Here is a 26,183-nt window from a genome sequence, read left to right as displayed (position 1 = left end):
CAGGAGACTTCCGGCTTGCATCTGCGGAAGTATGATCGGCGTAAGCATGCCTGAGGCTTCCGAGGGAGTAGACCCGTGATGACCCGATCCACGCGCCGGACCCGCACCCGCACTCTGCGCGTGGCCGGCGTCGGTGCCGCCGCGCTGCTGGCCCTGAGCGCCTGCTCGTCCTCCGACTCCGGCTCCTCCTCCGACTCCTCCCCGAAGTCGGACACCTCGGCCTCCTCGTCGCCGAAGCTCTCCGGCACGGTGACCGTGTTCGCCGCCGCCTCGCTCAAGGAGAGCTTCACGACCCTGGGCAAGGAGTTCGAGAAGGCCAACCCGGGCACGAAGGTCACCTTCAACTTCGGCGGCAGCGACACGCTCGCCGCCAGCATCACCGGGGGCGCCCCGGCCGACGTGTTCGCCGCCGCCAGCCCCAAGACGATGGCGATCGTGACGGACAAGAAGGACGCCGCGACCACGCCCGCGACCTTCGTGCGCAACCAGTTGGAGATCGCGACCCTGCCCGGCAACCCCGACAAGGTCGCCTCCCTGAAGGACCTCACGAAGTCCGGCCTCAAGGTCGTACTCTGCGACAAGACGGTGCCGTGCGGCGCCGCCGCGCAGAAGGCGCTGGACGCGAGCAAGCTGAAGCTCACCCCGGTCTCCTACGAACAGGACGTCAAGAGCGCCCTGACGAAGGTGGAGCTGAAGGAGGCCGACGCCGCCGTCGTCTACAAGACCGACGTGAAGGCGGCGGGTGACAAGGTGGAGGGCGTGGAGTTCCCCGAGTCGGCCAAGGCCATCAACGCATACCCGATCGCCCTGCTCAAGGACGCGCCCAACGCGGAGGCGGCGAAGGCGTTCATCGCGCTCGTGCAGTCCGCCGAGGGCCAGAAGGTGCTCACCGCCGCGGGGTTCCTGCAGCCGTGACCGAGCTGGACGCCTCCGACGCCGCGGCCGACACCCTCACCGGTGGGCCGCGGCGCCGGCGCGTCCGGACGGCCGGCCGACCGACCGGGGTCCCGCTCCCCCTCCTCCTCCCCGCCCTGGTCGGCCTGGCCTTCCTCCTGCTCCCCCTGCTCGCCCTGCTCCTACGAGCCCCCTGGCGGGACCTCCCGAACCAGCTGACCAGTACGGCGGTCTGGCAGGCGCTCCAGCTGTCCCTGGTCTGCGCCACGGCGGCGACCGGGGTGAGCCTGGTGCTGGGCGTGCCGCTGGCCTGGCTCCTCGCCCGTACGGACTTCCCCGGCCGGGGCTTCGTACGGGCCCTGGTGACGCTGCCGCTCGTGCTGCCTCCGGTGGTGGGCGGTGTGGCGCTGCTGCTGGCGCTCGGGCGCAACGGCGTCGTCGGGCAGTGGCTGGACTCGTGGTTCGGGATCACGCTGCCGTTCACCACGGCGGGCGTCGTGGTCGCGGAGGCGTTCGTGGCGATGCCGTTCCTGGTCATCAGCGTGGAGGGCACGCTCAGCGCGGCCGATCCGCGCTACGAGGAGGCCGCCGCGACGCTCGGCGCCTCCCGGTTCACCGCGTTCCGCCGGGTCACCCTGCCGTTGATCGCGCCCGGGATCGCCGCCGGCGCCGTACTGGCGTGGGCGCGGGCCCTCGGCGAGTTCGGGGCGACGATCACCTTCGCCGGCAACTTCCCCGGGCGCACCCAGACCATGCCGCTCGCCGTCTACCTGGCCCTCCAGAACGACCCGGCCGCCGCGATCGCCCTGAGCCTGGTCCTGCTGGCGGTGTCGATCGCGGTCCTGGCGGGCCTCAGGGACCGCTGGACGGCGGCGCCGTCATGACGGACCCGACGCTTCCCCCGGGCAAGTCCTCCGCCTGCGACAAGGGCCTCGACGCCCACCTGGTCGTCCACCGCGACGCCTTCCGTCTCGACATCGCCCTGGCCGCCGCGCCCGGTGACGTCGTCGCGCTGCTCGGGCCGAACGGGGCGGGCAAGAGCACCGCGCTGCGGGCGCTGGCGGGGCTCACGCCGTTGTCCGACGGCGGCTGGATCCGGCTGGACGGCGCGGACCTGGGGCGTACGCCGCCCGAAGGCCGCCCGGTCGGCGTCGTCTTCCAGGACTATCTGCTCTTCCCGCACCTGTCCGCCCTGGACAACGTGGCGTTCGGGCCGCGCTGCCAGGGCGTACCGAAGGCGGCGGCGCGGGAGCGGGCCGCGCGGTGGCTGGACCGGATGGGGCTGGCCGAGCACGCGGCCGCCAAGCCGCGCCGGCTGTCCGGCGGACAGGCGCAGCGCGTCGCGCTCGCCCGCGCGCTGGCCACCCACCCCCGGCTGCTCCTGCTCGACGAGCCGCTCGCCGCGCTGGACGCCCGCACCCGCCTCGATGTGCGCTCCCAACTCCGGCGCCACCTCAGCGACTTCGAGGCCGTCGCCGTACTCGTGACGCACGACCCGCTGGACGCGATGGTGCTCGCCGACCGGCTGGTCGTCGTCGAACACGGCCGGGTGGTCCAGGAGGGGACACCGTCGGACATCGCCCGCCACCCGCGCACGGACTACATCGCCCAGCTGGTCGGCCTGAACCTCTACCGGGGCGCGGCCGAGGGCCACACCGTACGACTGGACACGGGTCCGGCGATCACCACGACCGAGGACCTGGCCGGGCCCGTCTTCGTGGCGTTCCCGCCCAGTGCCGTCACGCTGTACCGCGACCGTCCGACCGGCTCCAGCGCGCGCAACCTGTGGCGGTGCGAGGTCGCGGGCCTGGAGACGCACGGCGACCAGATCCGCGCGGACCTCACCGGAGAGCTCGCGCTCGCCGCGGACCTGACGACGGTCGCCGCGGCCGAACTCGACCTGCACACCGGGGCGCCGGTCTGGGCGACGGTGAAGGCCGCCCAGACGCACGCGTATCCGGCCTGACGAAGCCTGAAGAGGGGGAGGGGTCACTCCTCCGGGCACTCCTCCCGGTCGCTCCTCCCGGGCACTCCTCCTTGGGTACGGCGTCCGCGCGGACCAGACGCGGGTACGTTTGCCGCGCCGGTGGACCACCGCCGCACCCGAACCGAGATCAAGAACCCGCACCCCGACCCGGACCCTTTCCGACCACTCCTGTGAGACATGGGAGTGGTCGGAGAACTTTCGAACGGAAGGACGGAAAGTGAATACGCGCATCGATCCGGAGAAACCGGCGACGGCCGCCGCACTGGGCATGCGGAGGCATCCCGAGGGCGGCTGGTTCGTGGAGACATGGAGGGCCGCGCGGGACTTCCACCCCGACGGCTACCCGGGTCCCCGGGCCGCCGCCACCGCCATCTACTTCCTGCTGTCCCCCGGGGAGACCAGCGCCTGGCACACGGTCCGCTCCGACGAACTGTGGCTGTGGCACCGCGGCGGCCCCCTCGACCTGCTCCTCGGCGGCGACGGCGAAGCCCCGGACGCGGAGCTGGCGGTCCTCCGTCTGGGCCCCGCCCTGGAAAGCGGCGAGCGCCCACAGGTCCTGGTCCCCGGCCACGTCTGGCAGTCCGCCCGCCCGACCGGCGACCGAGAGGTCCTGGTCAGCTGCGTGGTCGCCCCCGGCTTCGACTACGCGGACTTCCGCCTCCTCGGCAACGGGCCGTGAACCCCCGGCAACTCTGCCGTGAACCACCAGCAACTCTGTACATCCTTGGCGGCTTTGTGACCTCCGCCCCTGGTTGCCGATCGCCAGGGGCGGGCATCACCCGAGGGCAGGACCGGCCGCGCACCAGGTGCGCGGGTCCCGGCCGGCGGGGGTCCGGTCGCCGGGTACCGGTTGTCCTGGGAGGGGAAGTGAGGTTGTCATGCGTGCGCAGCAGCGCGCCGTCCGACTGACCGCCCGCGTGGAGTACACACTGCCGCGCACGGCCGTTTCGGCAGGCAGGGCCCGCAGGTTGACCTCGGCGTTCCTGACCCGTCCGCGTCCGCGGACGGCGGCGCCGACCGCCGACCAGGTCGACGACGCCACGCTCATCGCTTCGGAGCTCGTCGCCAACGCCGTCCGGCACGGCCGTACGGGCTGCCGCCTGCGGTTGCAGCTGGGACAGGGCGGCGAGGTGACCGTCGAGGTCCATGACGACAGCCCCGGCCGCCCCCGGGTCGGCCTGGTGGACACCGACGCCGAAAGCGGCCGCGGTCTCGCGATGGTCCAGCACCTCGCCCACCGCTTCGAGGTCGTCAACACCGGCGTCGGCGGCAAGACGGTCCGGGCGATCCTGGCGGTGTAGCCCCGCCCGCCTCACCCGGGAGAGTGACCCGGAGCGGCCCGTCCAGCGGAGTCGACCGGTGGAGAGCCCGCCCGCAGGTAGAGACAAGCATGCGCTTCTCTCCTCACGAGCCTCACGAGCTCCCCGTGCCGCAACCGCCGCGCAAGCCAGGCGAGCCACGCGAGCCGGGCAAGCCGCGCGAGCCGCGCAAGAAGATCTGGGTGGCTGCGATCGCGGCCACGACGGCGCTGGCGGGCGCCCTGACCGCCCTCCTGCTGCTCCCCGGCAACGGAGACACGTCCCCGCACCCGGTCTCGGCGGACGAGGCCCAGCGCCTGGCACTGGCCCGCTTCCGCGCGTACGAGGCGAGTCCTGCGGAGGTGACGGTGCGGCTGCCCGCGGCGGAGACGGGGGACGGGACGATCACGGTGCGTGCGGTGGTCGACCACCATGCGCACCGGGCCGTGGGCGCGTACGAGATCGTCGACGACACCCGGACCGTGCAGGGCCTGCTCGCCTGGGACCAGGAGGGCATCGCCGTGGCCCGCCCACCGGCTGCGGCGCCCGGCGCCGAGCCCGGCCGAACGACGACCAGGACTCCCGCTCCGGACATCGTGACGACCGCCGCGCAGGCCGTCCGCAGGGCCGGCACCCTCAAGCGCGAGGAGTGGACCCGCCGCCCCTACTCCACGGCGCCCCTGGACCGAGCGCTGCGCCTGGTGGTGTCCGTGGCCGCGGACCGGCCCGACGACGCGGCGCTCCTCGCCCGTTCGGGTCCGTTGTGGCTGCGCGACGAGCGTCTGGACGGCCACGGTTACGGCGTCTTCTCCGGCCCGCGCCCCACCCCGAGCGTCTCCGCGAGCCCCGCCGACGACTCCACTCTCACCTACTGGATCGACGCCGACGGCAATCTCCGCCGTGTCACGGCCCGGATGTCGCCGGGCCACTACGCGACGGTGGACTTCGTGGCGACGAGGGTGCGGACGGTCGTCCCCGGCGCCCCGTGGACGAAGGGCTGAGGAGACCTTCTTCGGCCGCGCCGGTCCGGCCGGTCCGGAAAAGGGCCCGGGGCCGCTGGGCCGAACGGGGTGTTACGCGGTCTCGGCCCAGCTGGGGACGGCTGAGCGGGCCGGGGTGACGACCGGGTGGCAGACGAAGCCCAGACGGGTGAGGGCGCGGGCGACCTCGAGCTCGGTGAAGTCACGGCGGTCCTGCTTGGTGATGACCTCCCCGACCTGCTTGACGGGGTAGGAGTGCGGGCCGATGACCACGGACGCGCTGGTGACGGGTTCGGGCTCGCGGCCCGCCATCGAGTGCTCGACCTCACTCTTGATGAGGTCGAAGGGGAAACGGGCGATCACACAACGCATGGTGTCTCCGCGGGATGAAGTTTCACGGCGCCGGAAGGTGGGCACGGCGGAGCGGAAAGTGGGCACAGCGGCCAGAAAATTCGCCGGAAATTCAATCCGGAACGACCGGGAACGGCGGGGCTGAACCGGGGCCGACCCGGACGGAAGAAAAAAAGCAGGTGGCCGGGGCCCGCACCTCATGGTGCAGGTCCCGGCCACCTGTAAGCGTCGGCCGACTCAGAAGTCAGGCGTCAGCAGGTCCCGGACTAGGCGGGGACGATGTTCTCCGCCTGCGGGCCCTTCTGGCCCTGCGTGACGTCGAAGGTCACCTTCTGGCCTTCCTGGAGCTCACGGAAGCCCTGGGTGGCGATGTTCGAGTAGTGGGCGAAGACGTCGGCGCCGCCGCCGTCCTGCTCGATGAAGCCGAAGCCCTTTTCCGCGTTGAACCACTTCACGGTGCCAGTAGCCATGTCAAATCTCCTTCGGGGCAAAGCTCGAGGACCCACACTGTGCGGGTCCGCGTCGCCGCAATGATTGCCCCATCCGGAAAAACTTCCGGATAATTCAGAAGCGACGAACCGGTACGGACCGGAAAGTACGCTCCAAGACTTTGGGAACCACAACTGCAACTGATATCGACACTAGCACGTGCGGCTCCCGAGGGGCGGCGCACTATCTCACCCCACCTCGGGGAATAAAAAAACCGCCCGGACGGCGGCCCATTTTCTACCACGGTCATGACAGATATGTGCCCGCAGAGCCTCGCCGGGGCGGTCCCGCGGGCAGTGGCGGGGTGATCGGCCGGGCCGCTCACCCGGACGGCCCGGTGCCACTGGTGGGCCGCCGGGCCCGGTGGTGGCGTGGGAGGGACACTCGCGCGTCCGCCCCCCTGGAGGCCCCCGCCATGAAGGTTCCGACCGGTCCGAGCGGTCCGTACCGTCTCCTCGCCCGCGCCCTGACCGCGGGCGTCCTGGTGTCGGCGTCCGCGTGCTCGTTGCACGGCGTCCTGAGGCCCGCGGACGCGCCGTCCGTCGAGCGGCCCGCCACCTCCGCCACCCCCTCCCTCACCGACGCCCAGGCCTCGGCCGCGCTGATCACCCAGGGCGAGCTGGGCGGTCACTGGTCCGCGACACAGGGCGGGGCGACCTGGCGGGACGGGCTCCTCAAGACCAGGACGGACGCGCCGGACTGTCAGCGGCTGCTCGACGGTCTGTACGCCGAGGATCTGCTGGGCGAGCCGACGGGTGCCCGGGCCGTCGTGGGCCTCGACGAGAGCGGCAACGCGGCGCAACTGCGCTACCAGGTCGCCGCGTACGCCGCTCCTTCGGAGGTGGACGCCAAGCTGGCCTGGTTGCGGACGCTGCCCTCGAAGTGCGCGCAGTTCACGTCCACGGACGTGCGGGGCGGGCGGCTCAACGTGACGGTCGTGCCGTCGGTGTTGCCCGGGGTGGGCGACGCGCGGGAGGGGCTGCGGCTGACGATGAGCGATGCGTCGGCCGCCAACGCCGGTGACGGTTCCGGCGCGGCGCCGATGCTGACGCTGGACTTCGCCGCCGTGCGGGTCGGGGACCGGGCGGTCTCCCTCACCAACGGCGGGCTCGGCGGGGCGGCACAGGACTCCACCCAGCAGGCCGTCCAGATCGGCACGCAACGACTCCAGGACGTCCTGGCGGGCCGACCCCCCACCACCGCGCCGGTCGAACCCACCACCATGCCGGTCGAACCCACCACCAGGCCGGTCAACCCCACCACCGCGCCGGTCAAGCCCACCACCAGGCCGGTCAACCCCACCACCGCGCCGGTCAACCCACTCACCGGCAGGCCCACCGAACCCCTCACCGAAAGCCCCGCCGACACCGACAACACCACGGCCGACACGGCCGATACAGCGGACACCGCCGATACGGCCGACACGGCCGACACCGCCGACACCGCCGACACCGCCCAGGAGGGCTGACCCCGGCGCCCGACACCAGGACGGGGCTCCGCCCCGAACCCCCGTACTCGGTTCGGCGCAACGGCGGCACCTACCCGGCCGGTACCGCCACCACGGACGGTTCTGTGGGCACTGACGGCGTGGGCGTGTCGGCGGTCCGACCGGGATAGGTCGCGGCGCCGCCGGTGCCGCCGGTGCCGCCCGGCAGGACCGTGCCCTCGGTCGCCGACGGCGACAGGTCCGTCGCCGGGGTCGGGGTGGCCGCGCCCCTGATCTCGATCACCGCGCCCGGCTCCAACTGCTTGTACAGCCATACCGCGTCCGCGCGGCGCAGGCCGATCCATCCGGTCGTGACGTCGTAGTTCCCGGGGGCCTTCTCGTCGCTCGTGAGGGTTCCGACGAAGTTCGTCGTCCCGTCGGCGGCACGCAGGCCGATCACCCAGGCCACTTTCTGCAAGTCCTTGCCCGCGAACAAGGACAGCGTCCTGACGCTGTCCTTCGTGACGACCATCATCCGTCCCGTGGCCGTTGGGTAGCGGACGGAACCGGAGGAGATCGGCAGGTCGCGGCCCGCGACCGTCAGCATGCGCCGCGAGAGGTCGACGGTGGCGTCGGGCGCGGCCGGGGAGGGGGTGCTGGGCGGGGCGGTGGGGCTCGCGGCCGGGGAGGGGCGGTCCTCGCGGTCGCCGCCGGTCAGGTCCGCCGCCACGACCAGGGCCAGGCTCGCGGCGGCGCAGGCACCGGCGACGGTCACGGCGGTCCATCGAAAACGCCGGCGCCTGCGGCGTACGGCCCGCAGCCGGATCTCGGCGCCGGACACCGACGGGGGAGTCTCGGCGTCCTGGGCCAACTCTCGCAGGCCGGAGGCGAGTTCATCGGACACGGTCGTCCTCCCTCTTCCCCTCGTCCGTCGGATTCAGCGAGCGCGCGGAGCGCGGCGAGTCCGGGGAGCCCGCGGACGGCTTCGCCCTGTCCGCGCTCTTCCTGCCCCCGTCGACGGTCTCCCACTCGTCCGCCGTCGCCAGCGTCTGCGCCAGCGCCGCCCGGCCGCGGGACAGCCGGGCCTTGACCGTGCCCACGGGGGCACCGGTTTCGGAGGCTACCTGCTCGACACTGAGGTCGCACAGATGGTGCAGGACCAGCGCCATCCGCTGCGCCTCGGGCAGCGTGCGCAACGCGGCGACCAGCGCGGTGCGCTCGGGGTCGGGGCCCGGCGTGTGCTCGGGCGGCGGGGTGCGGCGGACGAGTTCCAGCCAGCGGCGCGCGCGACGCCAGCGGCTCACCGCGAGCCGCATCGCCACGGTCCGTATCCACGCCTCCGGCGCCCCTTCGGCGAGGAACTCCCGCCGCCGGTCCCAGGCGCGGACGAACGCCTCCTGGACGACGTCCTGCGCCTCGCCGTGGTCCCCGGTGAACGCGTACAGCTGACCGGTCAGCCGGGGGAACGCGGCGGCGTAGAACGCGTCGAACTCTTCCTCGGTCATGCCCCCCGTCTCTTCCTCGGTCGTGCCCCCGCCGAAGACTTCGAAATTTCAACCGCCCCGTGCAACCCGGCGGTCCGTGCCGTGCGTACAGGTCCCGTACGCCGCACATCGAAACACACCGCAGGGGGATCAGGATGACCAGGAGAGCCAGGAGCCGTCGTATCGCGGCCGGTTGGACGACGGCCGCCCTGTGCGCGCTCGCACTCGCCGGCTGCTCGAAGGGAGCGGTGACGGGGAGCGCGGGCACCGAGGTGGACACGGCGGCGAAGCCGGACACGACGGCCGGTCGGACGCCGACCACCCGGCCCGTCAAAACGACACCCCTCGCGAAGCTGACCGGCGCGCACATCAACATCGCCGACGGGCAGACCGTGGGCGTCGGCATGCCGATATCCGTGACCTTCGACCATGCGATACCGGCCGGTGAACGCGCCGCGGTGGAGCGGCAGTTGAAGGTCGACGCCGATGTCGAGGGCTCCTGGAGCTGGGTGAAGGACCGCGATCTGCTGGAAGGGCAGCGGGTGGACTTCCGGCCGCGCGCGTACTGGACCCCGGGCACCGCGGTCACCGTCCGGGCGGGCTCGGGCATCACCCGGCGCTTCACCGTGGGCCGTTCGCTCGTCGCCACCGTGGACGTGCGCACGCACATGATGAGAGTCGTCAAGGACGGGCAGACCCGGAACGTGCCCATCACCGCGGGCGCCCCGGGCATGGACACCTGGAACGGCACGATGGTCGTCTCCGACAAGGCGACCAAGGTCTTCATGAACTCGCAGACCGTCGGCTACGGCGACGCCTACGCGGACTATTACTACTACGCCGTCCACCTCACCACCTCCGGGACCTACCTCCACCAGAACCCGAAGGCCAATACGTACGCCGGGCACCAGAACGTCACCCACGGGTGCGTCGGACTCGCGACGGACGGCACCGCCAGAAAGTTCTACGACGAGGTCATCCCCGGCGACGTCATCACCGTCGTCGGCTCCAAGGACACGGTGGCCGTGGGCAACGGCTACGGCGACTGGAACGCGGACTGGGCCCAGTGGCGGGCCGGCAGCGCGCTGAAGTGAGCGTGCGGGCGGGAGAGCCGGGTGTTCAGGTCCCGGCTCCCCCGCCCGCCCACACCCCCCACGTACCCGACTCCGAGGAACCGCAGGCCGTGCCCCACACCTCCTCCCCCGCCTCCTCCGACGCCGCGTCCCACGACGTTCCCCCTGCCGCCTCGCACGCCACCTCGCATGCGGCCACCAAAACCGCCGACGCGCCTGCCGGGAACGGCGAGTTCGCCCCGTACGCCACCGCGGCCTGGCCCCGTCTGGTCCGCACCGCGCACCTGCTCACCGGCGACCGCCACCAGGCCGAGGACCTCGCGCGGACCACGCTGGCCCGGGTCCGCGCCCGCTGGCGGCGCATCCCGCGCAACGACGTCGACTTCTACGTACGTCGCTCCCTGGTCAGAACCCACCTCGGCCGGACGCGGAGGAGACGCGCCGCCCGGCTGCTGACGCCGCTCCTGCCCGAGCGGGCGCGCCGGGCCCTACCGGATCCCGCGGGGGCCGTCGGCCGGCGGGACGCGCTCGGCCGGGCGCTGGCCGCGCTGCCCGCGCGGCGGCGGGCCGTGGTGGTGCTGCGCCACTGGGAGGGACTGGGCGAGGCCGAGATCGCGCAGCTGCTCGGCTGCTCGGCCGGCACGGTCAGGGCACATGCCCGGCGCGGCCTCGCGGCCCTGCGCGCCCATCCCTCCCTGGGCCCTGTCGTCACCCCCTCCGTCGTCCCGTCCCCCGCTCGCCGACACCCCGTCTCCGGAGCCCGCTCATGAAACGTCACCGCAAGTTCCCGCGTCCGTCGGCCGAGTCCGAGCGGCTGCGCGAGGTGTTCGCCGAAGCCGCCTACGACGTCACCCCCTCGGCCGTGCCGCTGGCCGCCATCGAGCGCGCGGGCCGGCAGCGCGGGCGGCGCCGTACGGCCGCGGTGGCGGGGTCCGCGTGCGCGCTGCTCGTGGTCCCGCTGGCCGTGGTCGCCCTGCGCGCGGCCGTGTCCCCGGGGTCGGGCGACGAGCGGGGGACGTCCCCCTCCGGTACGCCCATGGCCACGGTGCGGGTCGTGACCGCCGGCGAACGGGTCGAGGTCGCGCACGGCATCAGGATCTGGCTCACCGAGGACGGCGCGCACTGGTCCACGGCCGCCGGCTCCGGCCCGCTGTTCAGCAGTGTGAAGGACGGCGCCGACAAGCCCGGCGTCACCGTCCAGCAGGAGGGCGCGGGGGACTGGGGGTACTTCCTCTCCGGTGTCTACCGCGGCAAGCGCGAGGCGGCGCGGGTCGTGATCGAGACCACCGCGGGCCAGGTCCCGGGCACGGCGCTCACCCTCGCGGGCGGACCGCACTGGGGAGTCTGGTACGCGATGGTGAGCACACCGAAGTCGGTCGCCCCCGGCAGGCCCGTCGATGTGACCAGGAGAGTCACGGTGTACGACTCGGCGGGCGGGGTGACAGCGAGCACGGGGGCCGGCCGGTGAACGGCGCGGACGTGGACACGGGCGGACGCGCCGGCGGCACCGGCGTCGCTGTGATCGCCGATGACCACGACAGGGGCGGCGGCCCCGGTCATGGGCCCGGTCGCGGACCCGGTCGCGGGCCCGGTGGCGGACGCCACGGCGCCGGTGGGCGCGGCCGGCTCATGGCGGGCCTGCGACGCAGGCTCGTCAAGCGGCGGATCCGTATCCGTCGCACCCGCGGGCGCCGGCTGCGCCGCGCGCTCGTCGTCCTGCTCGCGCTCCTCGCGAACCTCGTCGGCGCGGCCGTGGTGGCGTACCACCTGACGAAGATCCCCGAGCCGCACCCGGAGACGGCCATGCAGAGCACGGTCTTCGTCGACGACCACGGGGACTACCTGGGCCGGCGCGGCCCCGTGGACCGGCAGGAGATCCCGCTCTCGCAGGTCCCCCGCTATGTGCAGGAGGCGGTGATCGCGGCGGAGAACCGCTCCTTCCGCTCGGACACGGGCATCTCACCGAGGGCGATCGCCCGGGCGGCCTGGGCGACGGTGAGCGGGGGCGACCGGCAGGGCGGTTCCACGATCACCCAGCAGTACGTGAAGAACGCCCTGCTCAGCCCGGAACAGACGCTGTCCCGCAAGGCGCGCGAGGCGCTGATCTCGATCAAGCTGGACCGCACGCGTTCGAAGGACGAGATCCTGCAGGGCTACCTCAACACGGTGTACTTCGGCCGGGGCGCGGCCGGCATCCAGTCCGCCGCCAGGAACTACTTCGGCGTCGACGCCAAGGACCTCACGGTGAGCCAGGGCGCGGCGCTCGCGTCCGTCATCAACATTCCCTCGTACTACGAGAAGGCCGGCTCCGATCCGAAGGTGACGGCCAAGCTGGTGGACCGCTGGGAGTGGGTGCTGGACGCGATGGCGCACAGCGGCGCGATCACGTCCGCGCAGCGGGCCGGGGCCCGTTTCCCGGCCTTCCGTTTCTATCCGCCGGGCGACACGGACGGCCAGCGCCAGTACCTCATCGACGCGGCCGCCTCGGAGGCCGCCGACCGGCTCGGCATCACCGAGGACCAGCTCGCCCGCGGTGGTTACACGGTCCGTACGACCTTCGACCTGACGGCGCAGGACGCGACGGCGGAGCTGGCGGCCGACGGCACCGAAAAGAAGACCGGGGAGAAGACGGCCGAGGAGAAGGCGGCCGATGCGAAGGCGGGTGGGAAGAAGCGGGCCGAGGTGAAAACGAGCGGGGACGTGCGGGTCCACACGGCCGTGGTCGCGCTGGTCCCGGGCGACGGCGCGGTCCGCGTGCTGTACGGCGGCGCGGACTACGCCAGTCAGCCCTTCAACGACGCGCGGGACGGAGCGGTGGAGGCGGGCACCGCGCTCCAGCCGTTCTCCGGCATGAAGCTGCTCGCCCCCCTCACGGACCTCACCCGCACCGCGGCCCCGACCCCGCTCCGGCTCGCCTCCGCGTACGCCACGGCGGCGGCGCACGGCGTCTACGCCACGCCGTACACGGTCGCGAAGATCACCCGCGCGGGCCGCACCCTCTACGAGGCCCACCCCCGCACCCGTACGGCCATGACACGCGCCGACGCGGGGATGGTCGCCAAGCTCCTGTACGGCCGGTTGGACGCTGCTCCGGCCACCCGGACCGGCGCCGCGGGCCTGCGCACGCTCTGGCAGACGACCTACGACGAACATCTCACCCTCACCGTCGCCCTCTTCGCGGAACACCCGGCCAAGGGCAAGAAGGCGGCCCTGCCCGCACCCCTCCCGTACACGGCGGGGAGCCGTTCGCTGTCCGTCTCCGAGGGCGTCTGGTCCAAGATCGTCGGCACCGCCGAAGGCCACGATCCGGCTGCGGAACCAAATCCGGGGCTTCCAACCGGCCAAACAAAGCCCATACTGGCTACACGATGACGAAACCCTCCGCGCCCCGGCGCCACCTGCCCACCAGCCCCTTCGCCGCCCCGGTCGTCCCCGTGGCCAAGGAATTCAGCCTCGGAGACCGGGTCACCCACGACCAGTTCGGCCTGGGCACGATCATCGGTGTCGAAGAGGGCATCGCCATGCTCGTCGACTTCGGCTCCCGCCAGGCCCGCATCCTCAGCCCCTACACCCGGATGGACCGGCTCTGACGCACGTCACGAGCCCACACCTCGCGACCGCGCAGCTCACGAACGGCCCACTCCACTAGCCGCTCGCCGTTCGTCGGCAGAGGCTGGACGTATGACCGTCCCGGCGCGTGATGACCTTCCCTTCGACGATCTCACGGACTTCGAGAACGCCGATCGGGGGTTCATCGCGGCGTTGGACCCGCCCGTGATCACCGACGCCGAGGCACAGATCGTCTACGACGGGAACGCGTACGCCTTCCTGGACGAGGAGTGCCCCGACACCGCGCACCCAAGCCTGTGGCGGCAGTCACAGCTGTGCGCGCGCCACGGCCTGTACGAGGTCACCGAGGGCGTGTACCAGGTGCGCGGCCTCGATCTCTCGAACATGACCCTCGTCGAGGGCAAGCACGGTGTGATCGTGATCGACCCGCTGATCTCGGCGGAGTGCGCGGCTGCCGCGCTCGGGCTCTACCACGAGCACCGGGGCGCACGGCCCGTGACAGGCCTCCTCTACACCCATTCCCACGTCGACCACTTCGGCGGCGCCCGCGGAGTGGTGGCGCACGGCAGCGAGAGCGGACTGCCCGTCCTCGCGCCCGGGGGATTCCTTGAGCACGCGGTCAGCGAGAGCGTCTTCGCGGGCAACGCGATGCTGCGACGGTCGGCGTTCATGTACGGCTCCCGGCTGCCGAGGGCCCCGCGCGGCCAGATCGGTACCGGGCTCGGCACCATCACCTCCACCGGCACCGTGACGCTCATCGCCCCGAACGTGGACATCACCCGGACGGGGCAGGAGGAGACCGTCGACGGTGTGCGGTTCGTCTTCCAGCTCACGCCCGGGACCGAGGCGCCCGCCGAGATGAACTTCCTGCTCCCCGAGCAGCGCGCCCTGTGCGTGGCCGAGAACGCCAGCCACACCCTGCACAACGTGCTCACCCTGCGCGGGGCCCCGGTCCGCGACGCGCACGTGTGGGCCCGCTACCTCGACGAGACGATCGACGTGTTCGGTGACACCTACGACGTGGCGTTCGCCTCCCACCACTGGCCGATCTGGGGCCGGGCGAACGTCGTCAGGTTCCTCGGCGAACAACGGGACCTGTACGCCTACCTGCACGACCAGACCCTCCGGATGCTCAACCGGGGCCTGACCGGCACCGAGATCGCCGAGGAACTCCTGCTGCCGCCCGCGCTGGAGAGGGCCTGGCACGCCCGCGGCTACTACGGCTCGGTCAGCCACAACGTCAAGGCCGTCTACCAGCGGTACATGGGCTGGTACGACGGCAACCCCGCCCACCTCTGGGAGCATCCGCCGGTCGAACTCGGGCGGCGGTACGTGGAGTTGGCGGGCGGCCAGACGGAGACCCTGGTCAAGGCGCGGGCGTACATCGACGCCGGTGACCTGCGGTTCGCCGCCACCCTCCTCAACCACCTGGTGTTCTCCGACCCGTCGAACAACGCGGCCAAGGACACCCTCGCGGGCGTCTACGAACGGCTCGGGTACGGCGCGGAGAACGGGACCTGGCGCAACGCCTACCTCACGGCCGCCCTGGAACTGCGCGCGGGCACCGCCGACATCCCCGTCGACACCACGAGTCCCGAACTGACGTCCGCGCTGACCGTGAGCATGCTCCTCGACTCGCTCGCCGTCCGTATCGAGGGCCCCCGCGCCTGGAACGAACACCTCACCCTCGACCTCGTCGTCATCGACGAGCAGCGCCGCCACCGCGTCAACCTCCACAACGGCGCCCTCACCCACCGCGCCATGCCGGTCCATCACACCCCGAAGCCGCACGCGGACCTGACCCTGACCCTCACCCGCCCGGAACTGCTCGGGGTCGTGTCGGGCCGGGGTCTCGCGGGCATCGAGTCGGACGGCGACACCACCGTGCTGGCCCGGCTGCTGTCGTACGTCTCCGAGCCGGACAAGGCGTTCCCGATCGTGACGCCGTGAAGCACCCAGGGAGGGCGTGCCGGGGAAAACCGTTCGACAGGTCCGGCTCCCTCCGATGAGGATCCGCGCTGTGACAGACAACGCTGCAAGAGACAACGTCGAGCGGGTCGCCCGCGTCCTCCCCGCCGGCCCGAAGGCGGTGCGATTCGTCGAGATGACGAGCGCGGCCATGACCGCCCTGCTGGAATCCGACCTCGACCGGGCCGGTGCCGAGGTGGGGGCCGAGCTCACGGAGTACTTCCTCAGCGACAGCGCGCGCTGGCTCTGGCGCTACCGGCTGAACCAGCTGACCGCGCGGCCCGAGTGCGCGGGATGGCTGTCCAAGGTCGTGATCGCCGAACCGGAGGGTACGGTCGTCGGCTTCGCCGGGTTCCACGGGCCGCCGGACGAGACGGGCATGGTGGAGATCGGCTACTCCGTGGATCCCGCCCACCGCCGCCGGGGCTACGCACGGGCGATCCTGGCCGCGTTGATGCGCCGGGCCGCCGCCGACGCCCGGGTTCGGACCCTGCGCCTGACGATCAGTCCCGACAACGCCGCGTCCCTGGCGACGATCGCCGGGTTCGGCTTCACGGAGGTCGGCGAGCAGTGGGACGAGGAGGACGGCCTCGAAACCATCTTCGAGATCCCCGCCTCCGAGATATCCGCCTCCTAGACACCACTCTGGGTGCGCGCTAACGCCGCTCACACCCCCGCTTCGACCTGAACGGCCTCGCCCTCAAGCGCCGGACGGGCCGAAAACGAGGGCGCGCTGGGGCTTTTAGGGGCGCGGGGAACTGCGCGACCGGCCCCCACCGGCCCGCGGCCAAGGGACCGCCCGCAGTCGCGGGACCGGCCGTTACAGCGGGGGCTGGGCCGGGGCCGGCCCCAGGGTGGTGGTGCCGGGGGCCGTACGGTGGCCGAGGCCCGTGCGGTAGGCGTCGAGGGCCGCTTCCACCCGTCCCGTGCGGCGCAACAGGTCCCCGAGGAGCCGGCACAGGTCGGCGAGATCCCCCGCCGCCCCCGCCCGCTCGAGAAGGCTCAGCGCCCGCACGTAGTGCTCCTCGGCGGACTCCGTGTCGCGGGCGTCCTCGGCGATGATGCCGAGCAGGCGGTGCGCGCCGGCCGAGTGCACGGCGCCGCGCTCGGGACTGAGGTCACCGAGCACCTCGTGGAGGAGGATGGCGGCCTCGGCCGACTTCCCACGCCGGTGCAGTACGTCCGCCAGCTCCACGTTGACCTGGCTCGTGTACAGGGCGGCGCGCTTCGCCGAGAGCATCGCCTGCGCCTCCCGCAACTCGCTCTCCGCCCGCTCCAGTTCACCGTTCTGCGCGTACAAGTAGCCGCGCATCCAGTGACAGTTGGCGAGCTCGGTACGGATCTGGAGCTGCCGGTACAGCTCGGAGGCCTTGGCGAGGGAGGCGTCGGCCTCGGCGACCCGGCCCTCGGCGATCATCGTGCGGGCCACGGAGCGGTGCATCCGGGCGACGAGGGCCGGATCACCCACCTGGGGCGCCAGGGCGAGCGCGAACTCCGCCGCCTGCGCGGCCCGCGCATGGGCGCCCATGTCCATGTACGGGGCGATGACGCCCGTGTAGAGGAGCAGCAGCGCGTCCGGGTCGTGCATCCCCGTGCGGTTGAGCTCGTCGAGGGTGGACTCGAACAGATAACAGGCGTAGCGGAGTTCACCGGCGAGGTAGTGGGACACGGCCCGGCCGCGCAGGGCGGGCACCCGGTTCGGCAGGGGCGCGTCGCCGAGGCGCTGTTCCGAGGCCTCGAAACGTTCCCGCGCGGTCTCCAGGTTCCCGGTCTCCAGGGCGCATTCGCCGAGGCCGAGCAGCGCCGCGGCCTGCTCGGCGACGAGCCCGTGCGCGTCCGCCTCCGCGAGGAGCGCGTCGTACTGCTCCGCCGCGACCTCCGCCTCGCCGGTGGCGAGCGTGCGCTGGGCGTCGGTGAGCCGCAGCCGCAGATCGGTGGCGAGGTGGGCGGGGCGCCCGGTCGCGATCTCCTCGTACGCCACCCCGAGCCGCTCGGCGATGTGCCGCAGCGCGGGCTCGGAGGCCCGCACCCGCCCGGCCTCCAGGGTGGAGATGTACGCGGGCGTGTACGCCGGTTCCGCCAACTGCTTCTGCGTCAGTCCGCGTTCCGTACGCAACTGCTGAACCCTGCGCCCGATGACCTCCGGGCCGTCACGCTCCGCCATGGATTAAGCATGCCATTAACCCGAGTTACACTCGGCCAACTTTTGACTATTGTCCAACTCCCCTTGCGCCCCTTGCCCTTTGATGCTTCGAACCCCTACGTTAAGCGGCGGATTAAGCCTGCTTAATACGCCGCTGTTGTTGCGAGGTCGCCATGCTCCGACGTATTTCCGCGCGCTACTTCAGAGGATTCGGCGCGGCCGTCGTCGCCGTCGCCGCCCTGGTCCTGGCAGCGAACGCCGGCCCCGCCCGGGCGGCCGAAGCCACCGTCCCGCACCTCCAGCACCTCACGGGCCACGCGCAGGCCCTTCGATAGACCGGCCGCCGACGGGAACTCCCCCGTCCCGTCGGCGGCCCCTACGCTGGCCCCGTGATCTCGCCCCCCGCACGCATCGCACTGGACCTCACCGCCGACCTCCCGGTTCCCGACCTGGAGGACTTCTACCGCGACCTGCACCGGCACCCGGAGCTGTCGATGCGGGAACACCGGACGGCCGCCGCGCTCGCCGACCGGCTGCGCACGTCCGGGTTCGACACGGTCACCGGAGTCGGCGGCACCGGAGTCGTCGGAGTCCTGCACAACGGGCCCGGGCCGACCGTGCTGCTGCGCGCCGACATGGACGCGCTGCCGGTGCAGGAGGAGACCGGACTGCCGTACGCCTCCCGGACGCCCGGCGTGATGCACGCCTGCGGGCACGATCTGCACGTCACCTGGCTGGCGGGCGCGGCCCGGGCGCTCGCCGCCGGACGCGACGCCTGGTCCGGCACGCTCCTCGTGCTCGGGCAGCCCGCCGAGGAGACCGGCGAGGGCGCGTCGGGAATGGTCGCGGACGGACTGTACGAGAGGTTCCCGCGGCCGGACGTCCTGCTCGCCCAGCACGCGGCCCCCGGTCCCGCCGGGCTCTACGCCCACTCGCCCGGCCTGATCATGTCCGCCTCCACCGACGTGGACATCGTCGTGCACGGGCGGGGCGGGCACGGCTCGCGTCCGGAGTCGACCGTCGATCCGGTCGTCACCGCCGCGTACCTGGTGACCCGGCTGCAGACCGTCGTCAGCCGGGAGCTCGCGGCGCGCGAGTCGGCCGTGCTGAGCGTGGGACGGATCGAGGCGGGCACCCGGCACAACATCATCCCCGCCGAGGCCCGGATCGCCCTCAACATCCGTACGCAGTCGGACGAGGTCCGTGAGCGGATGATCGCGGCGATCCGGCGGATCGCGGCGGGCGAGTGCCTGGCCGCCGGCTGCCCGCGCGAGCCCGACGTCGTCGTCGGCAACAACTTCCCGGTCACCGTCAACGACCCGGAGACCGACCGCCGGGTCGCGGCCGTGCACGGCGAGGTCTTCGGCGCCGGGACGATCCTCGACCCGGGCCCGGCGATGGGCAGCGAGGACTTCCCCCGGCTCGCGGAGGGGAAGATCCCGTACTCCTACTGGTTCGTGACCAGCACCCCGGCCGAGGTGTGGGACGCGGCCCCGGGCGACGACCTCATGGAGAAGTTCGCGGCCGTGCCCAGCAATCACAGCCCGCAGTTCGCGCCCGACCTGGCGACGCTCGCGCCGGGCGTGCGGACGCTGGTCTCGGGGGCACTCGCGTATCTCGTCAGCCCGGAAGAACCTTCCTGAGTTCCTTGTCCAGTTCGGCGGCCAACTCCGCGTCGCCCGGCGGGTCGTCGGTGAACAGCGTGCCCAGCTCGGTGGCGAACGTCTGGGTGAACGCGCCGTACAGGGGGGTGCGGGGGCGCTGGACGGCGCGCCGGAGCGCGGGGAGCAGGATCGTCCGGGCGTACGCGGGGCGCCCGTGGTCGTCGCGCGGCATGCGGTCGGCGCTCTCGCCGGAGGGCGAGGGCGAGGCCGCTCCGGGGGTCCTCGCCACGCCGCAGGTCACGTCGTCGGCCGTGTACGCGGACTCCCGGGTGGCCGCGAACCCCGCGTCGAGCAGACAGCGTTCGCTCTCCCTGCTGGTGAGGAACCGTATCAACTCCCTTGCCTTGTCGGCCTGTTGGGACGATCCGGCGAGCGCCAGGTTCTGGCCGCCGAGCACCGCCCGGCCGGGCAGCGGAGCGACGCCGAGCTGCGCGTCGGTCAGGGACTGGTGCAGGGTGCGGTAGGCGTAGGGCCAGTGACGCAGGAACGCCGTACGCCCGTCCGCGAAGTCGGTGAGCGACTCGCCCTCGTCCGAGCGGACCGCGTCCCCGAGCGTGTACGCGCCCTGGGTGCGGGCGCGCAGCTCCGCGATCCCGTCCGTCAACTGCTGGACGGTGGCGGTGTAACGGCCGTTCTCGTCGGTGAGGCCCGCGCCGTCCGTGGCGGACAGGAACGCCTCGATCCCGTTGACCGTGCGGCCCTCGTACGGGCCGAGCTGGGTGGTCCAGCCCTTCTCGTACCCCTTCGGCCGCGAGCGGCCCGGCGCCTCGACGGCGTCGATGAGGTCCCGCAGCTGCCGCCAGGTGATCCCCTTGCTCAGGTCGGTGTCCTGGACGTGCGCCTGCTTGAGGTGGTCCCGGCGGTAGTAGAGCAGGCCGACGTCGCTGTTGAAGGGGACGGCGTAGAGCTTTCCGCCCCAACGGGCCGTGCTGGCGACCGACTTGATGACGTCCGCGCCGACCAGGGCGTCCGGCAGCGGGCGGATGAGGTGCGCGGCGGCGAACTCCGGCACCCAGGTGACGTCCAGGTTGACGACGTCGTACTGGGCGCTGCCGGACTGGAGCGCGCCGAGCAGTTGGCTGCGCTGCTGGTCGGCGGAGCCCGGCAGTTCGACCAGGCGGGCGTGGACGTCGCTGTGTTCCCTGTCCTGCTGGGCGTTCCACGCGTCGATGAGTTGCTGGCGGATGCCGCCCTTGCCGGTCACGTCCCGCCCGCTGGCCACGACGATGTCCCCGGAGGCGCCGGGGGTGGCCGTGGCACCGGGTCCGGCCTGCCCGCCGCCGCTGCAGGCGGTCAGCAGCAGAGCGAGGGCCAGCCCGTACCCGTAGACCCTCCCGGAGAGCCGTCCTTGGACTCGTCCGTGGACTCGACCTTGGACCCGCCCGTGGCCCCGCCCGGATGTCCGCAGCCGTCGCCGCATCACTCGTCCCCCGTTCCGGTGCGCGCGACCTCGTCCCGCAGGCCCGCCACGAGGTCGCCCTTGGTGTCCAGGCAGCGCCCGCCGCTCGCGTCGGAGATCCGCTGGTCGGGCCTGCCCTTGGCGCAGCCGCCGCTGTCGAGGGCCGCCATGACCACCGGGACGCCCTTGGTCCGAGCCGAGGTGAGCAGTTCGTCCAAGTGGCCCTTCGCCGTGAGGTGGTTGTCGTCCTCGTCGTCGGTGAGGAAGACGATCAGCTCGGGGCGGTCGTCGTCCCTGCCCTTCTGGGCCATGGTGTCCAGCGCCGCCTTCAGCGCGCCGTACGGGTCGGCCTCCGCGTCCTTGACCGCGGCCCCGTCCAGGGCCCGCTCGGCGTCGCCGCGCTTGTGGGGTCCGAAGGGCAGCAGTTCGGCGTACGGGCTGCGGCCGAGGGAGGCCACGGACCAGACGCCGTACTCGTCCTGTGTGCCGAGTCCGCCGAGGGACTGCTTGAGGATGCCGGGGGCGCCGCCCGGCCCCTGCCACAGACCGGCCATCGAGCCGGAGCTGTCCAGCAGGAAGAGCACCCGGCCGGGGCCCTTGGCGTTGCGGTACTGGTTCAGGGCCGTGTCCATCGCCTCGGCGCCCGCGGCCCCGGCGGGCCGGCCGGGGTCGGAGATCAGACCGGTGGCCGAGTCGTGGGCCGCGAGGAAGGCGTGGGAGCCGGAAGGGGCGCGGAAGCCGTCCTGCCCGAAGACCGCGAGACCGTTGTCGACCTCCTTGCCGCTGTTCTTCTCGCCCGTGTCGCCGGTGCCCGTGAGCCAGTCGTGGAAGCGCCGTACCGCGTCGTCCCGGGCCGCCTCGTCCTTGTCGCCGCCCGTCCAGCGGACGCGGACGAAGGTGGGGGTCAGGCCCGGCACGTCGTCGGGGTACTCGGCCATCCGCGGGGTGCGTGTCGTCCGGTCGCAGCCGACCCCGCTCACCATCAGGAACTCCGGTACGAGGGCCGCGGTGCTCCGGTCGGTGTCCGCGTTGTCGGGCAGGGTGCACAGCAGGTCACCGGCGGTGGGCGCGGGCGGTCCCGTCTGGGCCACGCTCCCCTCCGCCCGGCCCACGTCGGCCCTGCCCGGGCCGTAGAGGCCGACCGTGGCCAGCAGCGCGGAGTCGGTGTACTCGGGGTCCGGGCGCCGTACGGAGGCGCTCTTGTCCCGGCGCGCCAGCTTCGCCCGCAGGCCCGCGAGCGAGTCGCCGGTCCGGTCGCGCTGCGAGTCCTCGGCGATGCCCTGCGGCAGCGACAGCACCATCGGGGAGTACGCGAACGGCGCCGCGTCCGGCTCCAGCGTCACGTAGGTCCGCGCCACCCCGGAGGAGCGCGCCCTCACCGCGGTCGCGCGCGTGCCCGGGATCCAGATGTCCGGCTGGGGCCCGATGTCGCGCTGCGGGTCGGTGTCGTCGCTCACCGGCCGTCGCCAGGGGTCCGACTGGTCGCGCAGGCCCGCCACCACGGCCGCCGAGCCCGCGCCGTACACCGTGATCCCACTGCGCCGGCAGCTGCCGCCCGTGGTGTTCGCCGCCGACGTGAGATAGGTGTCGGCCGCCTTGCGGACGGTGGATTCGAGATCGGGGTCCGTGAGCAGCCGCAGTTCCACGGGCGGGCCGCAGGCGGACCGGTCGGAGGCCGCGTTGTCGACGACGAAGTAGCCGACGAGACCGAGGGCGGCGGCGAGGACGAGGAGGACGACGGCGGCACGGCGGGTCGACCGCCCGCCGGGGGCGTGGCCTGGAGGCCGGTGCGGGGCGGCAGCCGAGAGCCGGAGCGCGCCCGGGCCCACGCCCCCGGACCATAACCGGGCCACCGCCCCACGCATCCGGGCCGCCGCCGCACGCACCCGAGCCACGAAGGCGCGGTGCCGACGGCGGCCGGACGTGGGGCGGCTCGCCGCGCCCGTTCCGACGGCCTCCGCCCTGGAGCCGACGGGTCTCCCGGCCCCCGCCCGGATCCCCAGCACCACGTCCACCGGAGGGTTCTCCGTGCGGCTCTGCGGTTCCCAGGCCTCGCCGCGTTCGGTCCGGTGGTGGGTGGACATGTAGGCCCTGAGCGCCTCCGCGAGGGCCAGGAAGTGAACCTCGTCGCCCCGCCCCTCGCCCTCCCGATCCTCGACGCCCGACGTCAGCAGTTCCACCATCCGGGCGGTGAACGGCGTGGGGGTGTCGGCATCTCCCGCGTCGATGCGGTGGTTGGCCTGCACGCTCATCAGCACCGAGACGCGCCGTCGGACGTCGGGGCGCTCCACGGCCTCCCACACCCGGGCGGCGTTGCCCGCGTTGCAGCAGTCGAGGACGACCACGATCCGCTCCGCGTGGCTGTTGGCGAGGATGCGCAGCACGTTGGTGAACCGGGCCGCGCCCTCGAACCCTGCCGTCTCGCCCCGGACGACCTCGGCGTCGCGCATCTGCAGCCACAGTTCGTCGCCCGCGCTGGGCACGGCGCCGTGTCCGGCGAAGTAGAGCAGGAGCAGCCCCTCGGCGGAGTCGGCGGCCGCGCGCAGGGAGTGGCGGAAGTCGGCCAGCCGCGGTGAGCGCGCGACGGTGATCTCCAGGGGCCGGAGGACTCCGCCCCGCTCCAGGGCCCGTACGAGCACGGCGAGGTTGTGGGCGACGGCGGGCAGCTGGCCCGGGACGCCGTCGCGGTGCTTCGGCCGCGTGAACTCGTACTCGGACACACCGACCAGCAGCGCCCGGTTCACCTTTCCCCGCGGGTCGAAGCGGTCCACCCGGCTACCTCTCGTCGGGACCCAGGGGATCGACACGGGCCTCCGGCGGATCGCCGTTCTCCACGGAGCCGCGGTTGTCGCTCCAGGCCCGTACCGCGCTCTTGACCTGTGCGAGCAGTTCCTTGAAGAGCGTCTCGGCGCCCGCGCCGATCAGCACCAGCACGATGTCCATGCCGACGCCCATGGGCGTGCCCTGCTCATCGGTCCCGGCGCGCTCCTCGATCCTGAGATCGCCCCGCTTGACCAGCTGCTCCAGCGGCCTCTCCCGCTCCAGCCACTTCTTCAGGGCGCCGACATCGCTGTCGCTCGCCGTCCCGTCCAGACGCACGCGGATGGCCCGGGCTGCCACACCCTCCCCCTCAGCAGTCATGACTCACCATCATGGCACCGGAGTTGACGCCGGGGGAGGCTCTCGACAGGGGCGGAACGGCATGCCCACACATTCCTGGGACCCCTGCGCCTCCTGTTGTGAGTGGCATGTCTTCACCGGCTGATTCATCGGCCGAGCCGACGCGTCGGCGCCGTGGCCCGGAAGCCCGCCTTCCCCGGGGAAGGCGGGCTTCCGCATGTCTCGGACAGTTGTTCCCGACCTGGCCTCACTACCTGCCGGTACGTGTCACCATACGAGCCGCTCTGTTTGAAATTGACATTTCAATCGACGTCTTCAACAAAATGTGCCAGTAAAGGAACAGGACATGACCACCCCTGTCCCCTTCGACTCCCCCGCCCGGCTCCTCGTCGTCGACGACGAGGAGCATCTGCGCGCCATGCTCACCATGGCCATGGAGTTCCTGGGATTCGAGGTGACCGGCGCGGCCACCGGGCGCGAGGCGCTCCACGCCGTCGCGCGCGGCCGCCCCGACCTCGTGCTGCTCGACATCAACCTGCCCGACCTCGACGGCTTCGACATCTGCCGGACCCTGCGGACGCGGGGGCACACCATGCCGGTGCTGTTCCTCACCGCGCGCAGTGACGTCGACGACCGGGTGCGCGGACTGGACCTGGGCGGCGACGACTTCGTCACCAAGCCCTTCGAACTCAAGGAGATCGCGGCCCGCGTACGGGCCCTGCTGCGACGCACCGCCGAGCGCCCCGCCGAGCGGCACACCCTGCAGGCCGGTGCCGTGCGCCTGGACGTCCACACCCACGAGGTGTGGGCCGCGGGCGAACCCGTCGGCCTCACCACCACCGAGTTCGCCCTGCTGCGCTATCTGATGGAGAACCCGGGCCGGGTACTGTCCCGCGCCCAGATCCAGGAGCGGGTCTGGAACCACCGCGCCGACGGCTCCGGCATCGTCGACACCTACGTCTACTACCTGCGCCGCAAGCTCGGCGACCCCGGAGTGCCGCTCATCCGGACCGTACGCGGGGCGGGTTATCTGCTGTGCTCGGACTGAGGACCGGGGATCCGCGCGACCCGCACCGCGCACCCCCGCGACCACCCGTCGCCGCCGGTTCACGGGCCGTCGCCCTGTGGCTCGCCGCCACGCTGGTGACCCTGGGCACGGTCGCCGCGCTCTCCGCACAGGCACTCGGCCACCACCTCGTGCTGCGCACCGACGAGGAGATCGAGAAGTACCGCGGCGTCCAGCTGAGCGAGGCGGCCGGCGTGCCGGGCTCGAACGGGCGCCCCGCCCTGGACCGGTCGTGCCTGATCCTCGTCCTGGACAGCACCGGCCGGGTGACCGGGCGGTACGCGGGCGCGCCGGGTATGCCGTCCTTCCCCTCGCTCGCCCCGGCCCGGCTGGCCGCCCTCGCCGCGCGGGGGCACCCGGTGGGCATCGGCGGCACCTACCGGGCGCTCGTGGTGCGCCCCCGGGGCCCGGCCCCGGACCGCGACCGCACCTATGTCGTCATCGCCCGCTCGATGGCCGACGCGCACCAGGCCGTCACCCGGCTGCTGCGGGCCGAGGCCGCCGCCTCGCTGGTGCTGCTCGCCGCGGTCGCGTGCGGCGCCCGCTGGCTGGGCGGCCGGGCGGCCCGGCAACGGCTCGACGCGGAACGGCGGTTGCGGGAGTTCCTCGCCGCCGCCGGACACGAACTGCGCAATCCGCTGACCACCATCTCGGGGTACGCCCAGCTGGCCCGCGTCGGGCATCCGTCCTCCGAGCGGATGCGGGAGGAGGCGTTCGGACGGATGTCGACCGAGGTGGAGCGGATGACCTCGCTCATCGACGAACTGGTGCTGCTGTCCGAACTGGACCTCGGCCGGTCCCTGCGGGTGCGGTACGTGGACCTGGCGGAGCTGTGCCGTGCCGCCGTCACCGCCGCCCGCGACTGCCATCCCGAGCATCCCGTACGGCTGCTGGTGGCGCCCGGTGAGCACACCGTCGCCGGGGATCCGCTCCGGCTCCACCAGGTGGTCGCCAACCTGCTGGCCAACGCCCGCACCCACACCCCGCCCGGCACCACGACCACGCTGGGGCTCGGCACGGAGGACGACCACCGGGTCATCGAGGTGACGGACGACGGGCCGGGGGTGCCGGACGCGCTGCGGGCCAGGATCTTCGACCGGTTCGTACGGGGCGAGGGCGCGAGCGCGGGCGGTGGCGGGAGTACGGGCAGCGGGCTCGGGCTCAGCATCGTCGCGGCGATCGCGGCGGCGCACGGCGGCACGGTGACGCTCGAACCCTCCGACCGCGGCGCCTGGTTCAGGGTCAGACTGCCCGCCGGGCCCTGAACCCGA

At 72.7% G+C, this 26,183-nt stretch carries 26 protein-coding genes; 18 read left to right on the top strand and 8 right to left on the bottom strand.

From position 1 onward, the window contains the following. Positions 1–78 precede the first annotated feature (78 nt). The 6 genes from modA (at position 79) to FNV62_RS27205 (ending at position 5,180) form a co-directional block, all read left to right on the top strand. A complete protein-coding gene (gene modA, locus FNV62_RS27230; protein ID WP_097285519.1) occupies positions 79–915 on the top strand; it encodes a molybdate ABC transporter substrate-binding protein in 837 nt (278 codons plus the stop codon). Beyond that, complete coding sequence (modB, locus tag FNV62_RS27225; protein ID WP_143627373.1) at positions 912–1,778, top strand: molybdate ABC transporter permease subunit; 867 nt, start codon at positions 912–914, stop codon at positions 1,776–1,778. The genes modA and modB overlap by 4 nt, the downstream gene beginning before the upstream one ends. Continuing rightward, positions 1,775–2,860 (top strand): ABC transporter ATP-binding protein, encoded by a 1,086-nt coding sequence (locus tag FNV62_RS27220; protein ID WP_143627371.1) that lies wholly within the window; start codon positions 1,775–1,777, stop codon positions 2,858–2,860. Before modB ends, FNV62_RS27220 begins: the two co-directional genes overlap by 4 nt. A 238-nt stretch (positions 2,861–3,098) precedes the next feature. Continuing rightward, on the top strand, positions 3,099–3,560 hold the full coding sequence (locus tag FNV62_RS27215) for a cupin domain-containing protein (RefSeq protein WP_260691472.1): 462 nt from the start codon (positions 3,099–3,101) through the stop codon (positions 3,558–3,560). Between the two features lie 199 nt (positions 3,561–3,759). Further along, positions 3,760–4,182: an ATP-binding protein gene (locus FNV62_RS27210; protein WP_225900388.1), complete on the top strand. Its 423-nt coding sequence runs from the start codon at positions 3,760–3,762 to the stop codon at positions 4,180–4,182. Between the two features lie 125 nt (positions 4,183–4,307). Continuing rightward, a complete protein-coding gene (locus FNV62_RS27205; protein WP_144315679.1) occupies positions 4,308–5,180 on the top strand; it encodes a hypothetical protein in 873 nt (290 codons plus the stop codon). Positions 5,181–5,252: 72 nt separating this feature from the next. On the opposite strand, the gene FNV62_RS27200 is transcribed toward FNV62_RS27205, so the two are convergent. Beyond that, positions 5,253–5,531 (bottom strand): SCO5918 family protein, encoded by a 279-nt coding sequence (locus tag FNV62_RS27200; RefSeq protein WP_060898878.1) that lies wholly within the window; start codon positions 5,529–5,531, stop codon positions 5,253–5,255. Between the two features lie 245 nt (positions 5,532–5,776). Next, positions 5,777–5,980 (bottom strand): cold-shock protein, encoded by a 204-nt coding sequence (locus FNV62_RS27195; RefSeq protein WP_010986199.1) that lies wholly within the window; start codon positions 5,978–5,980, stop codon positions 5,777–5,779. Positions 5,981–6,414: 434 nt separating this feature from the next. Between FNV62_RS27195 and FNV62_RS27190 the strand changes: the two genes are divergently transcribed. Further along, positions 6,415–7,467 (top strand): hypothetical protein, encoded by a 1,053-nt coding sequence (locus FNV62_RS27190; RefSeq protein WP_313905029.1) that lies wholly within the window; start codon positions 6,415–6,417, stop codon positions 7,465–7,467. A gap of 70 nt (positions 7,468–7,537) precedes the next feature. On the opposite strand, the gene FNV62_RS27185 is transcribed toward FNV62_RS27190, so the two are convergent. Both FNV62_RS27185 and FNV62_RS27180 read right to left on the bottom strand, forming a co-directional pair. Beyond that, entirely contained in the window at positions 7,538–8,329 is a 792-nt protein-coding gene (locus tag FNV62_RS27185; protein ID WP_186003107.1) for a L,D-transpeptidase, read from the bottom strand. Continuing rightward, on the bottom strand, positions 8,319–8,930 hold the full coding sequence (locus FNV62_RS27180) for a SigE family RNA polymerase sigma factor (protein WP_373559498.1): 612 nt from the start codon (positions 8,928–8,930) through the stop codon (positions 8,319–8,321). Before FNV62_RS27180 ends, FNV62_RS27185 begins: the two co-directional genes overlap by 11 nt. A 134-nt stretch (positions 8,931–9,064) precedes the next feature. On the opposite strand from FNV62_RS27180, the gene FNV62_RS27175 reads away from it, so the two are divergent. The 7 genes from FNV62_RS27175 to FNV62_RS27145 all read left to right on the top strand — a co-directional run bounded on the left by FNV62_RS27175 (position 9,065) and on the right by FNV62_RS27145 (position 16,157). After that, positions 9,065–10,003 carry a L,D-transpeptidase gene (locus tag FNV62_RS27175; RefSeq protein WP_143627367.1) on the top strand — a complete coding sequence of 313 codons (939 nt, stop codon included), beginning with the start codon at positions 9,065–9,067 and terminating at the stop codon, positions 10,001–10,003. Between the two features lie 89 nt (positions 10,004–10,092). Beyond that, positions 10,093–10,752 carry a SigE family RNA polymerase sigma factor gene (locus FNV62_RS27170; protein WP_143602355.1) on the top strand — a complete coding sequence of 220 codons (660 nt, stop codon included), beginning with the start codon at positions 10,093–10,095 and terminating at the stop codon, positions 10,750–10,752. Next, positions 10,749–11,450, top strand: a complete 702-nt coding sequence (locus tag FNV62_RS27165; protein ID WP_143602354.1) for a hypothetical protein — start codon at positions 10,749–10,751, stop codon at positions 11,448–11,450. The genes FNV62_RS27170 and FNV62_RS27165 overlap by 4 nt, the downstream gene beginning before the upstream one ends. Continuing rightward, positions 11,447–13,354: a transglycosylase domain-containing protein gene (locus FNV62_RS27160; RefSeq protein ID WP_225900387.1), complete on the top strand. Its 1,908-nt coding sequence runs from the start codon at positions 11,447–11,449 to the stop codon at positions 13,352–13,354. Before FNV62_RS27165 ends, FNV62_RS27160 begins: the two co-directional genes overlap by 4 nt. Then, the gene (locus FNV62_RS27155) at positions 13,351–13,572 is read left to right on the top strand and encodes a hypothetical protein (protein ID WP_054234148.1); all 222 of its coding nucleotides are present in this window, start codon (positions 13,351–13,353) and stop codon (positions 13,570–13,572) included. The genes FNV62_RS27160 and FNV62_RS27155 overlap by 4 nt, the downstream gene beginning before the upstream one ends. A 91-nt stretch (positions 13,573–13,663) precedes the next feature. After that, on the top strand, positions 13,664–15,502 hold the full coding sequence (locus FNV62_RS27150) for an alkyl/aryl-sulfatase (RefSeq protein WP_060897843.1): 1,839 nt from the start codon (positions 13,664–13,666) through the stop codon (positions 15,500–15,502). A 70-nt stretch (positions 15,503–15,572) separates the two neighbouring features. Beyond that, positions 15,573–16,157 (top strand): GNAT family N-acetyltransferase, encoded by a 585-nt coding sequence (locus FNV62_RS27145; RefSeq protein WP_306459575.1) that lies wholly within the window; start codon positions 15,573–15,575, stop codon positions 16,155–16,157. Positions 16,158–16,340: 183 nt separating this feature from the next. On the opposite strand, the gene FNV62_RS27140 is transcribed toward FNV62_RS27145, so the two are convergent. Beyond that, positions 16,341–17,684 carry a helix-turn-helix domain-containing protein gene (locus FNV62_RS27140; RefSeq protein WP_054234150.1) on the bottom strand — a complete coding sequence of 448 codons (1,344 nt, stop codon included), beginning with the start codon at positions 17,682–17,684 and terminating at the stop codon, positions 16,341–16,343. A gap of 152 nt (positions 17,685–17,836) precedes the next feature. Between FNV62_RS27140 and FNV62_RS27135 the strand changes: the two genes are divergently transcribed. Together FNV62_RS27135 and FNV62_RS27130 are read left to right on the top strand one after the other, a co-directional pair. After that, positions 17,837–17,998 (top strand): hypothetical protein, encoded by a 162-nt coding sequence (locus FNV62_RS27135; protein WP_164331390.1) that lies wholly within the window; start codon positions 17,837–17,839, stop codon positions 17,996–17,998. 54 nt (positions 17,999–18,052) lie between these two features. Beyond that, positions 18,053–19,306 (top strand): amidohydrolase, encoded by a 1,254-nt coding sequence (locus tag FNV62_RS27130; RefSeq protein ID WP_143608754.1) that lies wholly within the window; start codon positions 18,053–18,055, stop codon positions 19,304–19,306. Here FNV62_RS27130 and FNV62_RS27125 read toward each other — a convergent pair. From FNV62_RS27125 to FNV62_RS27115, 3 genes are read right to left on the bottom strand one after another with little or no spacing between them, the layout of a single operon-like run. Next, complete coding sequence (locus tag FNV62_RS27125) at positions 19,284–20,747, bottom strand: extracellular solute-binding protein (RefSeq protein WP_143627365.1); 1,464 nt, start codon at positions 20,745–20,747, stop codon at positions 19,284–19,286. The two genes, FNV62_RS27130 and FNV62_RS27125, sit on opposite strands and share 23 nt — an antisense overlap. Then, the gene (locus FNV62_RS27120) at positions 20,747–23,497 is read right to left on the bottom strand and encodes a caspase family protein (RefSeq protein WP_144315678.1); all 2,751 of its coding nucleotides are present in this window, start codon (positions 23,495–23,497) and stop codon (positions 20,747–20,749) included. The genes FNV62_RS27125 and FNV62_RS27120 overlap by 1 nt, the downstream gene beginning before the upstream one ends. Positions 23,498–23,501: 4 nt before the next feature. Then, the gene (locus tag FNV62_RS27115) at positions 23,502–23,867 is read right to left on the bottom strand and encodes a hypothetical protein (RefSeq protein WP_211179035.1); all 366 of its coding nucleotides are present in this window, start codon (positions 23,865–23,867) and stop codon (positions 23,502–23,504) included. Positions 23,868–24,192: 325 nt separating this feature from the next. On the opposite strand from FNV62_RS27115, the gene FNV62_RS27110 reads away from it, so the two are divergent. After that, positions 24,193–24,894, top strand: coding sequence for a response regulator transcription factor (locus FNV62_RS27110; protein WP_097285509.1), 702 nt, complete (start codon positions 24,193–24,195; stop codon positions 24,892–24,894). Next, complete coding sequence (locus tag FNV62_RS27105) at positions 24,882–26,177, top strand: sensor histidine kinase (protein ID WP_097285508.1); 1,296 nt, start codon at positions 24,882–24,884, stop codon at positions 26,175–26,177. Before FNV62_RS27110 ends, FNV62_RS27105 begins: the two co-directional genes overlap by 13 nt. Positions 26,178–26,183 lie beyond the last annotated feature (6 nt).

Origin of the sequence: Streptomyces sp. RLB3-17, from assembly GCF_007113425.2 — a bacterium.
GTDB classification, from domain to species: Bacteria; Actinomycetota; Actinomycetes; order Streptomycetales; family Streptomycetaceae; genus Streptomyces; species Streptomyces mirabilis_D.
The sequence above is the reverse complement of the archived record's forward strand: the minus strand, read 5'-3'. Positions and strand labels throughout refer to the sequence as shown.

What these genes read in the sequence shown, in the direction of transcription:
- FNV62_RS27110 (WP_097285509.1), top strand. Translation starts at nt 24,193, where the DNA reads ATGACCACCCCTGTCCCCTTCGACTCCCCCGCCCGGCTCCTCGTCGTC.
- FNV62_RS27150 (WP_060897843.1), top strand. Translation starts at nt 13,664, where the DNA reads ATGACCGTCCCGGCGCGTGATGACCTTCCCTTCGACGATCTCACGGAC.
- FNV62_RS27175 (WP_143627367.1), top strand. Translation starts at nt 9,065, where the DNA reads ATGACCAGGAGAGCCAGGAGCCGTCGTATCGCGGCCGGTTGGACGACG.
- FNV62_RS27140 (WP_054234150.1), bottom strand. Translation starts at nt 17,684, where the DNA reads ATGGCGGAGCGTGACGGCCCGGAGGTCATCGGGCGCAGGGTTCAGCAG.
- FNV62_RS27220 (WP_143627371.1), top strand. Translation starts at nt 1,775, where the DNA reads ATGACGGACCCGACGCTTCCCCCGGGCAAGTCCTCCGCCTGCGACAAG.
- FNV62_RS27165 (WP_143602354.1), top strand. Translation starts at nt 10,749, where the DNA reads ATGAAACGTCACCGCAAGTTCCCGCGTCCGTCGGCCGAGTCCGAGCGG.
- FNV62_RS27135 (WP_164331390.1), top strand. Translation starts at nt 17,837, where the DNA reads ATGCTCCGACGTATTTCCGCGCGCTACTTCAGAGGATTCGGCGCGGCC.
- FNV62_RS27155 (WP_054234148.1), top strand. Translation starts at nt 13,351, where the DNA reads ATGACGAAACCCTCCGCGCCCCGGCGCCACCTGCCCACCAGCCCCTTC.
- FNV62_RS27125 (WP_143627365.1), bottom strand. Translation starts at nt 20,747, where the DNA reads ATGCGGCGACGGCTGCGGACATCCGGGCGGGGCCACGGGCGGGTCCAA.
- FNV62_RS27190 (WP_313905029.1), top strand. Translation starts at nt 6,415, where the DNA reads ATGAAGGTTCCGACCGGTCCGAGCGGTCCGTACCGTCTCCTCGCCCGC.
- modA (WP_097285519.1), top strand. Translation starts at nt 79, where the DNA reads ATGACCCGATCCACGCGCCGGACCCGCACCCGCACTCTGCGCGTGGCC.
- FNV62_RS27200 (WP_060898878.1), bottom strand. Translation starts at nt 5,531, where the DNA reads ATGCGTTGTGTGATCGCCCGTTTCCCCTTCGACCTCATCAAGAGTGAG.
- FNV62_RS27180 (WP_373559498.1), bottom strand. Translation starts at nt 8,930, where the DNA reads ATGACCGAGGAAGAGTTCGACGCGTTCTACGCCGCCGCGTTCCCCCGG.
- FNV62_RS27115 (WP_211179035.1), bottom strand. Translation starts at nt 23,867, where the DNA reads ATGACTGCTGAGGGGGAGGGTGTGGCAGCCCGGGCCATCCGCGTGCGT.
- FNV62_RS27210 (WP_225900388.1), top strand. Translation starts at nt 3,760, where the DNA reads ATGCGTGCGCAGCAGCGCGCCGTCCGACTGACCGCCCGCGTGGAGTAC.
- FNV62_RS27195 (WP_010986199.1), bottom strand. Translation starts at nt 5,980, where the DNA reads ATGGCTACTGGCACCGTGAAGTGGTTCAACGCGGAAAAGGGCTTCGGC.